Source organism: Streptomyces mangrovisoli, assembly GCF_000974985.2.
Lineage (GTDB): Bacteria > Actinomycetota > Actinomycetes > Streptomycetales > Streptomycetaceae > Streptomyces > Streptomyces mangrovisoli.
This window is the reverse complement of the sequence record NZ_LAVA02000004.1, coordinates 79,967-95,035: the sequence shown is the minus strand read 5'-3', so window position 1 is coordinate 95,035 and position 15,069 is coordinate 79,967. Positions and strand designations below refer to the sequence as shown.

The window sequence follows — 15,069 nt, the reverse complement described above, 5'->3', positions numbered from 1 at the left end:
ACCGGCAACGACAGCGGCAGCGGCAGCGGCAGCGGCAGCGGCAGCGTGCTACTTCTGCGGGTGGTGCGCGGGGATCGGCGGGAGGTCGCCCGTCGTCTCGTAGGCCGACAGCATGTCGATCCGGCGGACATGGCGCTCGTCGCCCGAGAACGGGGTGTTCAGGAAGGTCTCGACGAACTTCGTCGCCTCCTCCTGCGTGTGCATCCGCGCGCCCACCGCCACGACGTTCGCGTTGTTGTGCTGGCGGCCCAGCGACGCGGTCTCCTCGCTCCAGGCGAGCGCCGCGCGCACACCCTTCACCTTGTTCGCCGCGATCTGCTCGCCGTTGCCCGAACCGCCGATCACGATGCCGAGGGCGTCCGGGTCCGCGGCCGTACGCTCCGCCGCGCGGAGGCAGAACGGCGGGTAGTCGTCCTGGGCGTCGTAGAGGTGCGGACCGCAGTCGACGGGCTCGTGGCCCGCCTCCTTCAGCCACTCGACGAGGTGGTTCTTCAGTTCGAAACCGGCATGGTCGGAGCCGAGATACACGCGCATGCTCCGAGTGTGACACGGGCGTTTCGGCGCGGCAGCGCCGGGTGGCGGCCGCGTCTCACAGCACCCTGAAGCTCTCCTTCACCTCGTCGTACGCCCGCACCGCCGCGGACTCGACGTCCGCGTGGTACCACGTGTTGATCTGATACGACTTGAAACCCGCGGTGAACCCCAGCAACCGGGCGTTCCACCGCACCCCGTTGAGCACGTACGTGTACTCCCACACCACCGCCGACCGGCCCTGGAAGGTGGTCCGTTCCAGCCGGGAGGTGTGGAACGTGGGGTTGTTGTTCTCGTAGCTCTGCTCCGACTTCTTCCACGTGGTCATCAAGTCGTCCTTGGCGACCGAGCCCTTCGCGACGACCTGCTCGGCCCCGTCCGGCGAGACGTAGTAGATCTGCGAGCCCCGGTCGTCCCGGCTCCACCCGTTCGGCGGCACCCACGCGAAGCCCGGCGCCTCCTCGCGCGATCCCGGCGGGAGGCTCTGCGGCCTCGATGTGCCCTCCACGGTCGGCGAACTCGTCGTCGTCGACGACGGCGACAGTGACGGCGACGACAGCGATGCCGACGCCGAGGAACCGGATCCGCCGGCTCCCGTCGGGTCCGGTGACCCGTTCGGGTGCAGCGCGAGCACCACGCCCGCGGCCACCGCGCACACGGCCAGCGCCGAGCCGACCGCCAGCCATGTCCTGCGGCGACGGGCGGAGCGGGCCGTCGGCGCGACCGGCGGCAGCCCGGCGCGGGTCTCCGCCTCCGCCCTGGCCCGCGAGATGCCGGGCGGGTAGGCGGAGGGCGGGTCGCTCCCCGTCGGCGTTCCCGCGCCGGCCGTCGTGACCGGCGGACCCTCGGGCCGGGCCGGCGAACCGACCTGCCACCCGATCTGCGAGCCGACCTGCGAACCGGCTTCCGACCGCACCCCGGAGGCCGCCTCCGAGGACGAGCCGAGGACCTCCGGAATCACGCCGACGGCCTCCGGTGTCACGTCGGGCGCCTCCGCGGCGGGCGGCTCCGGCGCCCTCTCGGCCGCCGGTTCCACGGGCTCCACGACCGGCTCCGACACCGGCTCCGACACCGGCTCCGACACCGGCACCGGCACCGGCTCCAGGACCGGTTCCGGCGGCGGTGCGTATCCGGGCGGTACGGCGTCCTGCACGTCCGGCGGCTCCACCTCGGCCGAGGCGTCCGCCCGGTCCGCACCCGGAACCGACTCCGAGTCCGAATCCGACTCCGGCTCCGGCTCCGGGAGGCGTGGGTCGCGCAGGAGTGGGGACCTGACGGCTTCGGTCAGGGTCATGGTGGGACGTTCCCTCACCGGCTCCGCATCCGCATCAGAATCCGGCTCCGGCTCTACTTCCGGCTCGGACAAGAGCTCAGGTTCCGGCACCGGCCCCCGTGCCGCCGTCACCGGCAGCGTCGGGGTCGGTTCCGGGAACGCCACCGGGCGCAGGGCCGCCTCCACGTCCGCCAGGGCGGGGCGGACCGTGGGGTCCTTCTCCAGGAGGGCCGCCAGGACGTCGCGCAGCGGGCCCGCGGCGGCGGGCAGCGCCGGTTCCTCGTAGAGGACGGCGTGCAGCGTCGCCAGGGTGGTGTCGCGGGAGAACGGGGACCGGCCGCCGAGCGCGGCGCACAGGGTCGCGCCGAGGGACCAGACGTCGGACGGCGGGCCCTGGGGGCGTCCGGCGATGCGCTCGGGGGCCATGTAGTCCGGTGAGCCGACGAGCATCCCGACCATCGTGAGCGCCTTGGCGTCCTGGATCGCCGCGATGCCGAAGTCCGTGAGGACGACCCGGCCGGCCGGGCCGGACTCCACCAGTACGTTGCCCGGCTTGATGTCCCGGTGCAGCACTCCGCCCGCGTGCACCTGGCGCAGCGCGGCCACCAGGCCCGCGCCGATGCGCGCCGTCTCCCGCGGACCCAACGGCCCTTCTTGCACGAGGAGTTGTTCGAGCGAGCGGCCCACGACCAACTCCATGACGATCCACAGGCGTTCGCCCTCGTCCACGACGTCGTAGACCCGCACCACGTGGGGATGGTCGATCCGGGCCGTCGCCCTGGCCTCGCGCAGGGTGCGTTCGCGGCGGGTGCGCGAGTCCTCGGGGTCGAGGCCGTCTATGCGCATCTCCTTGATCGCGACCGGCCGGTCCAGTATTTCGTCGACGGCCCGCCACACGCGCCCCATTCCCCCCTGGCCGATGCTCTCGGCCAACCGGTAGCGCCCCGTCACCAATAACCCTGGAAAGCCGCCGTTCCCCGTGTTCCCCGGCAATCCTCCGCACCCCCCTCGACGACCGCCCGTTCAGAAACACAATGGTCACACTTAGTGCCGTACCAGCATAGTGCGGAGAAATCTTGTGGTACCTCTTCAAGTACTGCGATTTCAGGCGCAGTCCAGGGGGAAGCAAGGGGGACGAACATGAGTTCTCGTCGTACGACGGCCATCGCGGGATCGCTGATCGCGGCATCTTTTTCCGTCGTGATGATCCTGCCGTGCACGGCCACCGCCGACGATCAGGGAACGCCGAGCACCAAAGGGGGAAAGGCCGTCGACCAGGCGCCGGACGGCGTCGAACTGACCACGCTGCTGCCTTCCAAGATCTCGGTGGACAACAGTTCGGGAAAGACGTCGATCACCGCGACCGTGAAGAACGAGGGGACCAAGAACAGCGGGAACGTCCGGCTTCTGGTGGTCGGTTTCGACGGCCTCAAGGTCAATGACGTGAAGGGCTGTTCGGCGATCGCGGAAAAGGATCTGCCCAGCGGTTCGAACAGCGGGTTCAGTTGCCCGGTCGGCGATCTCGCGGCCGGCAAGTCGACGTCGTACGCCGTCTCCGCGACGTACGACCTGGGCAAGAAGGGCAAGATCTGCCTGCCCGTGCAGACGGCCGACGGCAAGAAGACGTACTGGCAGCAGGGGCCGGTGCCGTTCGGGACGGCGAATCCGTCGCCCAACGCGCCCGCCACCCCGCTGCTGCTCGACACGGACAACAAGCCGGTGGGGCCGGGCGGCGACCAACTGCCCCAGTCGGGTGCGGGCCAGGCCGTGCTGACGTACGGCGCGGGCGGCGCGGCGCTGATGGCGGCCGGTGCGGCCGGGCTGTGGTGGTCGACGCTGCGGCGGCCCCGGCGGCGGCCCGCGGGAAGCTGACCGCACCCCGGCCGCCCGGAACGGGAAACGGGTGAGGCCCGGCGGAACGCGGTGCGCTCCGCCGGGCCTCACCCGTGACGTCGTGCGCGCGCTCAGCGCTTGTCGGCGAACTTCCAGGCGGTCGGCAGCAGGCCCATCGCCAGCGCCGCCTTCAGGGCGTCGCCGATCAGGAAGGGCGTGAGGCCGGCCGCGATCGCGGCGGAGGCGGACATGCCGGTGGCGAAGGCCAGGTACGGCACGCCGATCGCGTAGATGATCGCCTCGCCGAGCAGCATCGTCCCCGCGGTGCGCAGCATCGAGCGGTCGGCCCCGCGGCGGGCCAGCGCGCCCACCACGGCGGAGGCGAGCACCATGCCGAGGACGTAGCCGAAGGAGACCGCGCCGGATCCGGCGGAGCCGTCCGCGAACCACGGCACGCCCGCCACGCCCGCGAGGGCGTACAGGGCGAGGGCGAGGAAGCCCCGGCCGGCGCCGAGCGAGGTGCCCACGAGCAGCGCGGCGAAGGTCTGGCCGGTCACCGGCACCGGGGAGCCGGGCACGGGGACGGAGATCTGCGCGGCGAGACCGGTGAGCGCGGCACCACCGACGACGAGCGCCACGTCCCGGACACGGGAGGCCGGGAGCAGGTCGGCGAGGACCTGGCCGGGTCGGGCGAGAGTGGCGGTGGCGGTGCTCATGGGGACTCCGCTGGGGTGAGGACGCGTTCAGGACACGGTGACGCTATCCCAGCGCTGTGCGGTCGATCACCGTCAGCGATCGACAAAGGGGGTGACGGGCGCTTGGTGGGCTCCGTACAAACGGTGGCGGCTACACCTGACACGGGGTGATACGGGTCACTGAGGTGGAGTGGCCTGATGGACGCCGGGGCGTGCGACGGGGACTGTGGGGAATCACCAACGGCTGTCCGCTGTGTGGTGTCGGCCGTCTCGCCCGTCGGTCAGCGTCTGGGCAGCGCGGGGCCCGTTTGCTAGCTTCGGCCGCATGGTTGCCCAGGCCCGGAACTTCTCGTCGCGTCGCTATGTCGACCTGCGACGCCAGGGCACTGCCACCTGTCGCCACTCGGTGTAGAGGACCTGTCCGCCCTGCCCGAGGATGACCCATGCCCCGTACCGCGGCTCCCCCTGCCCTGCCCCGCCTCCCCCGCGCCGCCGATCCGGACCGGCGGCGCACCAGCGCGAGCGTCGTGCTCAGGTCCGTGCTGGAGCACGGACCGGTGGCGCGCAGCACCATCGCCCGGCTGACCGGTCTCTCCCCGGCGTCGGTGACCGACTACTGCGCCCGGTTCACCGGGCTCGGCCTGATCCGGGAGGCCGCCGTGCCCCGGCGCTCGGGCGGGGTGGGCCGCCCGCACCAGCCGGTCGACCTGGACGAGACGCGGTTCGTGGTGGGCGGGGTCCATGTGGCCGTGCCGTACACCACCGTCGCGCTGCTCGACCTGCGCGGGCGGGTGCTGGCCGAACGGCGTCTGGAGCACCGGCACGCCGATCCCGGGCCGGTGCTCGCCCGCGCCTGTGACGCGCTGGCGGGGCTGCTCGCGGGGGCCGGCGGCCGGCGTCCGCTCGGGGTAGGGGTCGCCGCGGGCGGCTGGGTGGACCGCGACTCGGGCACCGTCGTCGAGCATCCGCTGCTGGGCTGGCGGGACGTGCCGGTGCGGGAGCTGGTCCGGGCGGGCACCGGGCTGCCGGTGCATGTGGACGGGCACGCGCGCGCCCTGGTCAACGCGGAGCGGCTGTTCGGGCGGGCCCGGGGCAGCAGCAGTGTGCTGCACCTGTTCGTCGGCAACGTCGTCGACGCGGCGTTCGCCACCCACGACGAGGTGCACCACGGGCCCCGCTCCCAGGCCGGGGCGATCGCCCATCTGCCGGTGCCGGGTTCGACGGAACCGTGCGCGTGCGGGCGTCTCGGCTGCCTCCAGGCCGAGTTGAGCGAGCGCACGCTGTGCCGCAGGGCGTGTGAGGCGGGTGTGGCGGGCGGGAGCGACCCCGCGGCCCTGCTCGCCGCGGCGCGGTCGGGGGACCTGGTGGCGGCGCGGCTGCTCGTGGAGCGGGCGCGGGCGACCGGGCGGGCGGCGGCGCTCCTGCTCGACGTGCTGAACCCGGAGACGGTCGTGGTGACCGAACTCGGCGTGATCAACCGGCCGGAGTGCCTCGCGGCGCTCAGGGAGGCCGTCGGACCGGACCGGGCGGCGGCCGTCGTGCCGACGAGTTTCCCGGATTCGGTGCTGGCCGTCGCGGGCGGTTCGGTGGTTCTCGACGTGCTCTACCGGGACCCGTTGAGTGCGTCACCTGAGGCTATTTAATTCAGAAACTCGGAATGTTGACAGGGGGTGCGCATGGCCGGGAGCATTCTTTTCATGACCTGTCGCACCCTGTGTTGCTGACGCTCTGACGCACCCGGAGCGCGCCTTCGGCGCCTCCGGGACGCCTCTCCTCGCGCGTCCGGCGCATTCGTCTTCGGCCCGCCCTCCGGCGCATTCGCCCTCGGCCCGCCTCCGACGCGTGTGACTCCGCAGGTGCCTCGGCACGGGTCAATTCCCGCTCCCCGGGCTCGTCTCGGAATTTTCCGGCGTCTCGCCGTCCTGCACGCATTCGGCTTTCTTTCCCCTGTGTCCGATTTCCCGCTTCCCGTTTCCGATTTCCGCGCCCCAGGGAGTTCCGTCATGCCTTCTCCGCCCGTTCCCGGTGTCGACCGCCGGCTCTTTCTGACCTCGCTGCTCGGTGTCGGCGCCGCCGCGGCAGGCCTGAGCGGCTGCGCGAACAGCAGTGCCGCCGCCGACGTGAGCGGCGCCTCGGCCGCCCCGCTCGCCCACAAGGTGCCGGCCGGCACCAGCCTGAAGATCGCCTCCTATCTGGGCACCCAGCAGTTGCAGTTCAAGCTGGCGAAGCTGCCCGCGCTGCCCTTCACGGTGTCGAGTTGGGTGAACATCGGGGCGGGGCCCGATGTCATCAACGCCTTCCGCGCCAAGTCGCTCGACCTCGCGGCCAATGCGGGGATCCCGCCGATACAGGCGCACTACCAGGGCTTCGACGCGAAGATCGTGGCGATCGACCTGACCCGCAAGCCCAGTTACCTCTTCGCCACCAAGCCCGGCAGCGACATCCGGGACGTGGCCGGGTTCAAGGGGAAGAAGCTCGCGTTCTCCCAGGGGCAGGCGCAGGGCGTGGTGCTGCTGCGGGCGCTGAAGAAGGCGGGCCTGGCCTACGACGACGTGAAGCTGGTGCCGCTGACCAGCAACCAGTTCCTCACCGCGCTCCAGTCCGGCCAGGTGGACATCGCGCCGCTCGCCATCAGCCAGGCGCCCGCCTATCTCCAGCAGTACGGGTCGAAGGGCGCGCACACCATCGACACCGACGTCGTCGACCTGCTGAGCCTGCTGTGGGCGCCGGCTTCGGTGCTGAACGACCGGGCGAAGGCCGCCGCGATCGCCGCGTACATCCCGCAGTGGGCCCAGGGCCAGGTGTGGCAGTACGAGCATCCGGACGTCTGGAACGAGGAGTTCTACGTCAAGACGCAGAACCTGACCCTCCCGCAGGCGCAGTCGATCACGAAGCTCGCCAACAAGCCGCTGTTCCCGCCGAGCTGGGACGAGGCGATCAAGTGGGAGCAGGAGACCGCCGATCTGCTGGCGGAGGGCGGCTTCGTGAAGAAGACCGACGTCAGCAGCCTGTTCGACCACCGCTTCGAGTCGATCGCGGCGCGGGCGGTACCGGCGGAGTACCGGAGGTGACGGCGGTGAGCACGACCTCGACCACCACCCCGGTCGCGGGCGCCGCCCCGGACCCGGCGCCGGGCGCGGCGGACCCGGCCCCCACGCGGGAGCGCCCGGTCCGCCGGCGCCGGCGCCTCTCCCCCGGCCGCCGGCTGCCCGCGGCGCGGCTCGCCGGGCCCGTCCTGCTGGTCGCCGTCTGGGCGGTCGCCTCGGCCGCGGGCCGGCTCGACCCGGCCGCGATCCCGGCCCCCTGGACGGTCTTTCGGACCGGCGTGCACCTGTGGACCGACGGCACCCTGCCGTCCGACGTGCTGACCTCGCTGGAGCGGGCCGCCTACGGCTTCGCCATCGGCCTGACCGCCGGGGTGGTGCTGGCCGTCGCGTCCGGACTCACCCGCACGGGGGAGGCGCTGATCGACGGAACGGTGCAGCTCAACCGGGCCGTCCCGACCCTCGGGCTGATCCCGCTGTTCATCCTGTGGCTGGGCATCGGCGAGACCTTCAAGATCGCCATCATAGCGATCGTCGTCTACGTCCCGATCTATCTGAACACCCATGCCGCGCTGTCCGGCATCGACCAGCGCTATGTCGAACTCGCCGAGGTCCAGGGCCTGTCGAGGTGGGCGTTCATCCGGCGGATCGTGATCCCCGGCGCGCTGCCCGGCTTCTTCGTCGGCCTGCGCCTCGGGGTGACCGGGTCCTGGCTGGGGCTGGTGGTGCTCGAACAGATCAACGCCACCAGCGGCCTCGGCTACATGATGTTCCAGGCCCAGAACTACGGCCGTACCGACATCATCCTGGTCGGCCTGGTGGTCTACGGCATCTTCGGCCTCCTCTCCGACAGCGCTGTCCGTCTCATCGAACGGAGGGTGCTGTCGTGGCGCCGCACACTGAGCAGCTGAGCCGTCCCGCCGCCGTCCGGCTGAGCGGTCTGACCCGGTCGTTCGAGGGGCGTACGGTCCTCGACGGCATCGATCTCGACCTGCCCGCCGGGCAGTTCACCGCCCTGCTCGGGCACAGCGGCTCCGGCAAGTCCACCCTGCTGCGGGCGATCGCCGGCCTCGACCACGAGGTGGCGGGCAGCGGAGGACTGACCGCCCCGGAGCGGGTGTCGGTGGTCTTCCAGGACTCGCGGCTGCTGCCGTGGATGCGGGTGCTGGACAACGTGCTGCTGGGGCTGCCCGGCAAGGACGCCGCCGACCGGGGCCGGGCCGCGCTCGCGGAGGTCGGGCTCGCGGGGCGCGAGCGGGCCTGGCCCGGGGAGCTGTCCGGCGGCGAGGCGCAGCGCGCGGCGCTCGCCCGGTCCCTGGTGCGCGAGCCCGAACTGCTGCTCGCCGACGAGCCGTTCGGGGCGCTGGACGCGCTCACCCGGATCCGGATGCACGCCCTGCTGCGGGAGCTGTGGGAGCGTCACCGGCCGTCGGTGCTGCTGGTCACGCACGACGTGGACGAGGCGATCGTGCTCGCCGACCGGGTCCTCGTCCTCGACCGGGGCCGGATCGGCCTGGACCTGACCATCGACCGTCCGCACCCGCGCTCGTACCGCGAACCGCTGCTCGGCGAGTACCGCGAACGGCTGCTCGCCGCCCTCGGCGTCACGGAGGACCACGCATGACCCGCCGGCTGCACCTGAACGCGTTCCTGATGAACACCGGCCACCACGAGGCGTCGTGGCGGCTGCCGGAGAGCGACCCGTACGCGCATGTCCGGCTCGACCACTACGTGGGGCTGGCGCGGACCGCCGAACGGGGCACGTTCGACTCGCTGTTCCTCGCGGACGGCCCGCAGCTGTGGAGCCGGGTGGCGCAGCGGCCGGCCGGGGCGCTGGAGCCGCTGACGCTGCTCACCGCGCTGGCGACGGCGACCGAGCACATCGGTCTGATCGCCACGGCGTCGACGTCGTACAACTCGCCCTACAACCTGGCCCGGAAGTTCGCCTCGCTGGACATCGTCAGCGGCGGGCGGGCCGGCTGGAACATCGTGACGACCGCGGGTGCGGAGGCGGCCCGCAACTTCGGGCTGGAGCACGAGCCCGCGCACGCCGAACGGTACGCCCGCGCCGCGGAGTTCGTGGAGGTGGCGCTGAAGCTCTGGGACAGCTGGGAGGACGACACCGTCGTCGCCGACAAGGAGCGGGGGGTCTGGGGCGACGACGACAAGATCCACCCGCCGCGCCACCAGGGCAGGTACTTCAGTGTCGAGGGCGCCCTCAACGTGCCGCGCACACCGCAGGGTTACCCGCTGCTGGTGCAGGCCGGCTCCTCGGCGGACGGCAAGGCGTTCGCCGCCCGGCACGCGGAGGCGGTGTTCACCGCGCAGCAGACCTTCGAGGACGCGCGGGCCTTCTACGCCGACCTCAAGTCCCGCACCCGGCGCGCCGGTCGCGACCCGGAGCACCTGAAGGTGCTGCCGGGCATCGTCCCGGTGATCGGCTCGACCGAGGCCGAGGCGCGCGAGCTGGAACAGGTCCTGGAGGACCACATCGTGTACGACCACGGTGTGGCCCGGCTGGAGTCGCTGCTCCAGCTGCCGGTCGGGACGCTCGCGCTGGACGGGCCGCTGCCCGCCGACCTGCCGCCGGAGAGCGCGGTCGAGGGCGCCAAGAGCCGCTACACGCTCGTGGTGGAGCTGGCCCGGCGCGAGCGGCTGACCGTGCGGCAGCTGATCGGGCGGCTCGGCGGCGGGCGCGGGCACCTCACCTTCACGGGGACGCCCGAGCAGGTCGCCGACGCGATCGAGACCTGGTTCACGCGGGGCGCCGCCGACGGCTTCAACATCATGCCGCCGGTCCTGCCGTCCGGCCTGGACACCTTCGTCGACCACGTGGTCCCCGTCCTGCGCGAGCGCGGTCTGCTCCGCACGGAGTACGGCGAGCGCCGCACCCTGCGCGAGCGGTACGGCCTCCCCCGGCCCGCCAACCAGCACGTCGTCCCCGCGGCGGCGCGCCCGCCCGCCCCGGCGTCACCGGCCACCACCGACCCAACACCCACACCCACACCCGCATCCGCACCCACACCCACATCCGCATCCGCATCCGCATCCGCATCCGCACTCGCCTGATTTCCGAAAGGACCCCGTCATGGCAGACATCGAGATCACCAAGGTCACCGGCCGGATCGGCGCCCGCGTCCTTGGCGTCGACCTCGCGAAGCCCCTCGACGAAGCGGCCGTCGCCGCGTTGCGCGAGGCGCTGAACACCCACAAGGCGCTGGTCTTCGACGACGTGGACCTCGACGACGAGGGCCAGCAGGCGTTCGCCCGCCACTTCGGCGACCTCACCACCGCGCACCCGACGGTCTCGTCGATCGACGGCGTGCCCCACGTGCTCCCGGTCGACTCCGAGCGCGGCCGCGCCAACCACTGGCACACCGACGTCACCTTCGTGCTCAACCCGCCGCAGGCCAGCACCCTGCGCAGCCTCACGATCCCGCCGTACGGCGGCGAGACCCTGATCGCGAACGCGGCGGCCGCCTACCGCGACCTGCCCGAGCCGCTGCGGCGGCTCGCGGACACGCTGTGGGCGGAGCACACCAACGACTACGACTACGCCGTGCCGGACGAGGACGTCGACGACGAACAGGCCGCCCAGCGCGCCCAGTTCACCTCGATCACGTTCCGCACGGCGCACCCCGTGGTCCGGGTGCACCCACTGACCGGTGAACGCGGGCTGTTCATCGGCGGGTTCGCGCAGCGGATCGTGGGGCTGTCCGTCGGCGAGTCGCGCAAGCTGCTCGACCTGTTCCAGTCGTACGTGACCCGTCCGGAGAACGTGCTGCGCCACCGCTGGTCGGAGAACCAGCTGGTGCTCTTCGACAACCGCATCACCCAGCACTACGCGATCGACAACTACGACGGCCTGCCGCGGCGGCTGCACCGGGTGACCGTCGCCGGTGACATCCCGGTCGGCGTCGAGGGCAAGGAGAGCTGGTCGATCGAGGGCGACGCGGCGCACTACACGTCGGTGGCCGCGTAACCACGCGCGGCATACGGGGAAGGGCCGGCCGGGGAGGTTCCCGGCCGGCCCTTCGCCGCGTGACGGACCTCTCAGAGGTTGCTGAAGTCCGGACCCTTGGTGCGGGTGCGCTTGATCTCGTAGAAGCCGGGGACGGAGGCGACCGCGACGGAGCCGTCCCACAGGCGGGCCGCGGCCTCGCCCTTGGGGGCGGGGGTGACGACCGGGCCGAAGAACGCTATCTGCTCGCCGTCGGGGCCGGGCAGCGCGATGACCGGGGTGCCGACCTCCTGGCCGACCTTGTCGATGCCCTCCTTGTGGGAGGCGCGCAGCTCGGCGTCGAACTCGAAGTCCTCCTGGTCGGCGTAGTCGATCAGGTCGGCGGGCAGCCCGACGTCCGCGAGGGCGCCGGCGACGGCCTCCAGGGTGGGGCCCTCGCCGTTGTTGTGGATGCGGGTGCCGAGCGCGGTGTAGAGCGGGCCGAGCACCTCGGCGCCGTGCTTCTGCCAGGCGGCGGTCACCACGCGCACCGGCTTCCACGCCTTGGTGGCGAGCATCTCGCGGTAGTTCTCGGGCAGGTCGTCGAGCTTGTCCTCGTTGAGCACGGCGAGGCTCATGATGTGCCAGCGGACCTCGATGTCGCGGACCTTCTCCACCTCCAGCACCCAGCGGGACGTCATCCACGCCCAGGGGCACAGCGGGTCGAACCAGAAGTCGACCGGGGTCCTGGTGGACGTGGTCGCGGTGTCGGACATGGCTCTCCTTCGCACATGCGGTCTTTCCCTGGGCAACACCGATCGCAACCCGCCCCATTCCCGAGTGCCCGGCGTCAGGTGCGCATGGCAGGATCGGTCCTGATCCGCCGCCTCAAGCCATGTCCCGTAGGACCCGATTTGCCCTGAAGGAGTACCGCCCGTGCCCGGTGAGAATCTGTCCCGCGACGAGGCCCGGGAGCGGGCCGCCCTGCTGTCGGTCGACGGCTACGAGGTGTCCCTGGACGTGCGTTCCGCGGTGGACGACGCCGTCGGGGGCCTCGGCGAGGGGCCCCGCACCTTCCGCTCCGTCACCACGATCCGCTTCCGCTGCGCCGAGCCCGGCGCGTCCAGCTTCGCCGACCTGATCGCGCCGAGCGTGACCTCCGTCACCCTCAACGGCCGCGATCTCGACCCCGGCCAGGTCTTCGACGGCGCCCGGATCGCCCTGGACGACCTGGCCGCGGAGAACGAGCTGGTCGTGGACGCGCAGTGCGCGTACTCGCGCACCGGCGAGGGCCTGCACCGCTTCGTCGACCCCGAGGACGGCGAGGTCTACCTCTACACGCAGTACGAGCCGGCCGACTCCCGCCGGGTCTTCGCCAACTTCGAGCAGCCCGACCTCAAGGCCCCCTTCCGCTTCGAGGTGCGGGCGCCCGAGGCCTGGACGGTGTGGAGCAACGGCGCCGGCGAGCGGGCCGACGGGGTGTGGCGGTTCGCGGAGACCAAGCCGATCTCGACGTACATCACGTGCGTGGTGGCGGGTCCGTACCACTACGTGACCGACCACTACGAGCGGGTCCTCGACGACGGCAGCAAGCTCTCGATCCCGCTCGGTGCGCTGTGCCGCAAGGGCCTCGCCCCGCACTTCGACGCCGACGACGTCTTCCTCGTCACCAAGCAGGGCCTGGACTTCTTCCACGAGCACTTCGACTACCCGTACCCGTTCGGGAAGTACGACCAGGCGTTCGTGCCGGAGTACAACCTCGGCGCGATGGAGAACCCGGGCCTGGTGACCTTCCGCGAGGAGTACATCTTCCGCGGCAAGGTGACGCAGACCTCGTACGAGGCGCGCGCCAACGTGATCCTGCACGAGATGGCGCACATGTGGTTCGGCGACCTCGTCACCATGGTGTGGTGGGACGACCTGTGGCTGAAGGAGTCCTTCGCGGACTTCATGGGCACGTTCGCCAACGTCGGCGCGACCCGCTTCAAGGACGCCTGGATCACCTTCGCCAACCGCCGCAAGGCGTGGGCCTACCGCGCGGACCAGCTGCCGTCCACGCACCCGATCACCGCCGACATCCGCGACCTCCAGGACGCCAAGCTCAACTTCGACGGGATCACGTACGCCAAGGGCGCCTCCGTCCTCAAGCAGCTCGTCGCCTACGTCGGCCAGGACGCGTTCCTGGAGGGCGCGCGCCGCTACTTCAAGCGCAACGCCTACGGCAACACCCGCCTCGGCGACCTGCTGTCGGTGCTGGAGGAGACCAGCGGCCGCGACATGAGCGCGTGGGCCCGCTCCTGGCTCCAGACCGCGGGCGTCAACTCCCTCACCCCGCAGGTGCTGCTGGACGCCGAGGGCCGCGTCGGCGAGCTGGCCGTGCTCCAGGAGGCCGCCGAATCCCACCCCGAACTGCGCCCGCACCGGGTCGCGGTGGGCCTGTACCGGGTCACCGACGGAGAGCTGGTCCGCTACGCCCGCGCCGAGGTGGACGTCGACGGCCCGCGCACGGTGGTGGCCGAACTGGCCGGTGCCGAGGCCCCGGAGCTGGTCCTCGTCAACGACGACGACCTCACCTACTGCAAGATCCGCTTCGACGACGCCTCCCTGGCCGCGCTCCGCGAGCACCTCGGCGCGATGCCCGACCCGCTGGCCCGCGCGCTGTGCTGGTCGGCACTGTGGAACATGACCCGGGACGCGCTGCTGCCGGCCCGTGACTTCGTGGACCTCGTGCTGCGGTTCGCGGGCCGGGAGACCGACATCGGCGTGCTCCAGATGCTGCACGCGTGGGCCCGTACCGCCCTGGTCCAGTACCTGGCGCCGGACCACCGGGAGGACGCGGGCGCGCGGCTCGCCGAGGGTGCGCTGCGCGAGCTGCGGGCCGCCGCGCCGGGCGGCGAGCCGCAGCTGGCGTGGGCCAGGTTCTTCGCGTCGGTGGCGTCCGGCACGGAGGAGCTGGGCCTGCTCGGGGCGCTGCTCGACGGCACGGAGACGATCGACGGGCTGAGCGTGGACCAGGAGCTGCGCTGGGCGTTCCTGGAGCCGCTGGCCGTGCACGGGGTCGCGGACGAGACGGCCCTCTCGGCCGAACTGGCCCGCGACGACACCGCGTCCGGCAAGCGGCACCAGGTGCGCTGCCTGGCCGCCCGGCCGTCCGCCGCGGTCAAGGCGCAGGCCTGGGCGCAGGTCGTCGAGTCGGACGCGCTGTCCAACGCGCTGGTGGAGGCGACCATCGCGGGCTTCGACCAGGCGTCGCAGCGGGAGCTGCTCGCGCCGTACGCGGCGAAGTACTTCGAGGCCATCGAGCGGGTGTGGGCCGAGCGGTCGATCCAGATCGGCATGGACGTGGTCAGCGGGCTGTTCCCGTCGCTCCAGGACTCCGCCGGGACCCTGGCGGCGGCGGACGCGTGGCTCGCGGCGCACGCGCAGGCGGCTCCGGCCCTGCGGCGACTGGTGCTGGAGGCGCGGGACGACCTGGGACGGGCACTGGCGGCACAGGCCTGCGACGCGGGGGCGCCTGCGGCGGGCTAGACGGTACGGGGGTGCGCCCCCGGGCGGCGGTTCGGGGGCACGCCCCCGGGCCATGGTTCGGGTCGCACGCCCGGGCGGGGGTTCGGGGGCACACCCGTAGCGGCGGTTCGGGGGCACCCCCCGGGCGAGCTTTGGCCTTTGGTTTGGCCTGCCGTCACCGTTACGGAATTCAGTCAATAACAGCCGTAACCCCTGGTCCCCACCCGGAGGGACCAGGGGTTTTCG

At 72.1% G+C, this 15,069-nt stretch carries 12 protein-coding genes; 8 read left to right on the top strand and 4 right to left on the bottom strand.

Annotation, left to right across the window (positions count from 1 at the left end; all coding sequences use genetic code 11):
* Window positions 1–48: 48 nt before the first annotated feature.
* Both WN71_RS02695 and WN71_RS02690 read right to left on the bottom strand, forming a co-directional pair.
* Entirely contained in the window at window positions 49–534 is a 486-nt protein-coding gene (locus WN71_RS02695; RefSeq protein ID WP_046586794.1) for a ribose-5-phosphate isomerase, read from the bottom strand.
* A gap of 55 nt (window positions 535–589) precedes the next feature.
* Window positions 590–2,710, bottom strand: coding sequence for a serine/threonine-protein kinase (locus tag WN71_RS02690; RefSeq protein WP_046586797.1), 2,121 nt, complete (start codon window positions 2,708–2,710; stop codon window positions 590–592).
* Between the two features lie 234 nt (window positions 2,711–2,944).
* Between WN71_RS02690 and WN71_RS02685 the strand changes: the two genes are divergently transcribed.
* Complete coding sequence (locus WN71_RS02685; RefSeq protein ID WP_046586799.1) at window positions 2,945–3,676, top strand: hypothetical protein; 732 nt, start codon at window positions 2,945–2,947, stop codon at window positions 3,674–3,676.
* A 92-nt stretch (window positions 3,677–3,768) separates the two neighbouring features.
* On the opposite strand, the gene WN71_RS02680 is transcribed toward WN71_RS02685, so the two are convergent.
* On the bottom strand, window positions 3,769–4,353 hold the full coding sequence (locus WN71_RS02680; protein WP_046586801.1) for a biotin transporter BioY: 585 nt from the start codon (window positions 4,351–4,353) through the stop codon (window positions 3,769–3,771).
* 422 nt (window positions 4,354–4,775) lie between these two features.
* Between WN71_RS02680 and WN71_RS02675 the strand changes: the two genes are divergently transcribed.
* From WN71_RS02675 to WN71_RS02650, 6 genes are all read left to right on the top strand, one after another.
* Entirely contained in the window at window positions 4,776–5,975 is a 1,200-nt protein-coding gene (locus WN71_RS02675) for an ROK family protein (protein ID WP_046586803.1), read from the top strand.
* A gap of 360 nt (window positions 5,976–6,335) precedes the next feature.
* The gene (locus WN71_RS02670) at window positions 6,336–7,403 is read left to right on the top strand and encodes an ABC transporter substrate-binding protein (protein WP_046586805.1); all 1,068 of its coding nucleotides are present in this window, start codon (window positions 6,336–6,338) and stop codon (window positions 7,401–7,403) included.
* Window positions 7,400–8,287 carry an ABC transporter permease gene (locus tag WN71_RS02665; RefSeq protein WP_046586807.1) on the top strand — a complete coding sequence of 296 codons (888 nt, stop codon included), beginning with the start codon at window positions 7,400–7,402 and terminating at the stop codon, window positions 8,285–8,287. Before WN71_RS02670 ends, WN71_RS02665 begins: the two co-directional genes overlap by 4 nt.
* Complete coding sequence (locus WN71_RS02660) at window positions 8,263–9,000, top strand: ABC transporter ATP-binding protein (protein WP_046586810.1); 738 nt, start codon at window positions 8,263–8,265, stop codon at window positions 8,998–9,000. The genes WN71_RS02665 and WN71_RS02660 overlap by 25 nt, the downstream gene beginning before the upstream one ends.
* Window positions 8,997–10,445 carry an LLM class flavin-dependent oxidoreductase gene (locus WN71_RS02655; RefSeq protein WP_079177603.1) on the top strand — a complete coding sequence of 483 codons (1,449 nt, stop codon included), beginning with the start codon at window positions 8,997–8,999 and terminating at the stop codon, window positions 10,443–10,445. The genes WN71_RS02660 and WN71_RS02655 overlap by 4 nt, the downstream gene beginning before the upstream one ends.
* A gap of 19 nt (window positions 10,446–10,464) precedes the next feature.
* Complete coding sequence (locus WN71_RS02650; RefSeq protein WP_046586812.1) at window positions 10,465–11,358, top strand: TauD/TfdA dioxygenase family protein; 894 nt, start codon at window positions 10,465–10,467, stop codon at window positions 11,356–11,358.
* 71 nt (window positions 11,359–11,429) lie between these two features.
* Here WN71_RS02650 and WN71_RS02645 read toward each other — a convergent pair whose 3' ends face one another.
* Window positions 11,430–12,092 carry a mycothiol-dependent nitroreductase Rv2466c family protein gene (locus WN71_RS02645; protein WP_046586815.1) on the bottom strand — a complete coding sequence of 221 codons (663 nt, stop codon included), beginning with the start codon at window positions 12,090–12,092 and terminating at the stop codon, window positions 11,430–11,432.
* 160 nt (window positions 12,093–12,252) lie between these two features.
* Here WN71_RS02645 and pepN point away from each other — a divergent pair, with 160 nt between their 5' ends.
* A complete protein-coding gene (gene pepN / locus WN71_RS02640) occupies window positions 12,253–14,844 on the top strand; it encodes an aminopeptidase N (RefSeq protein WP_046586817.1) in 2,592 nt (863 codons plus the stop codon).
* Window positions 14,845–15,069 lie beyond the last annotated feature (225 nt).

What these genes read in the sequence shown, in the direction of transcription:
- WN71_RS02675 (WP_046586803.1), top strand. Translation starts at nt 4,776, where the DNA reads ATGCCCCGTACCGCGGCTCCCCCTGCCCTGCCCCGCCTCCCCCGCGCC.
- WN71_RS02650 (WP_046586812.1), top strand. Translation starts at nt 10,465, where the DNA reads ATGGCAGACATCGAGATCACCAAGGTCACCGGCCGGATCGGCGCCCGC.
- WN71_RS02655 (WP_079177603.1), top strand. Translation starts at nt 8,997, where the DNA reads ATGACCCGCCGGCTGCACCTGAACGCGTTCCTGATGAACACCGGCCAC.
- WN71_RS02685 (WP_046586799.1), top strand. Translation starts at nt 2,945, where the DNA reads ATGAGTTCTCGTCGTACGACGGCCATCGCGGGATCGCTGATCGCGGCA.
- WN71_RS02690 (WP_046586797.1), bottom strand. Translation starts at nt 2,710, where the DNA reads ATGGGGCGCGTGTGGCGGGCCGTCGACGAAATACTGGACCGGCCGGTC.
- WN71_RS02695 (WP_046586794.1), bottom strand. Translation starts at nt 534, where the DNA reads ATGCGCGTGTATCTCGGCTCCGACCATGCCGGTTTCGAACTGAAGAAC.
- WN71_RS02645 (WP_046586815.1), bottom strand. Translation starts at nt 12,092, where the DNA reads ATGTCCGACACCGCGACCACGTCCACCAGGACCCCGGTCGACTTCTGG.
- WN71_RS02670 (WP_046586805.1), top strand. Translation starts at nt 6,336, where the DNA reads ATGCCTTCTCCGCCCGTTCCCGGTGTCGACCGCCGGCTCTTTCTGACC.
- WN71_RS02680 (WP_046586801.1), bottom strand. Translation starts at nt 4,353, where the DNA reads ATGAGCACCGCCACCGCCACTCTCGCCCGACCCGGCCAGGTCCTCGCC.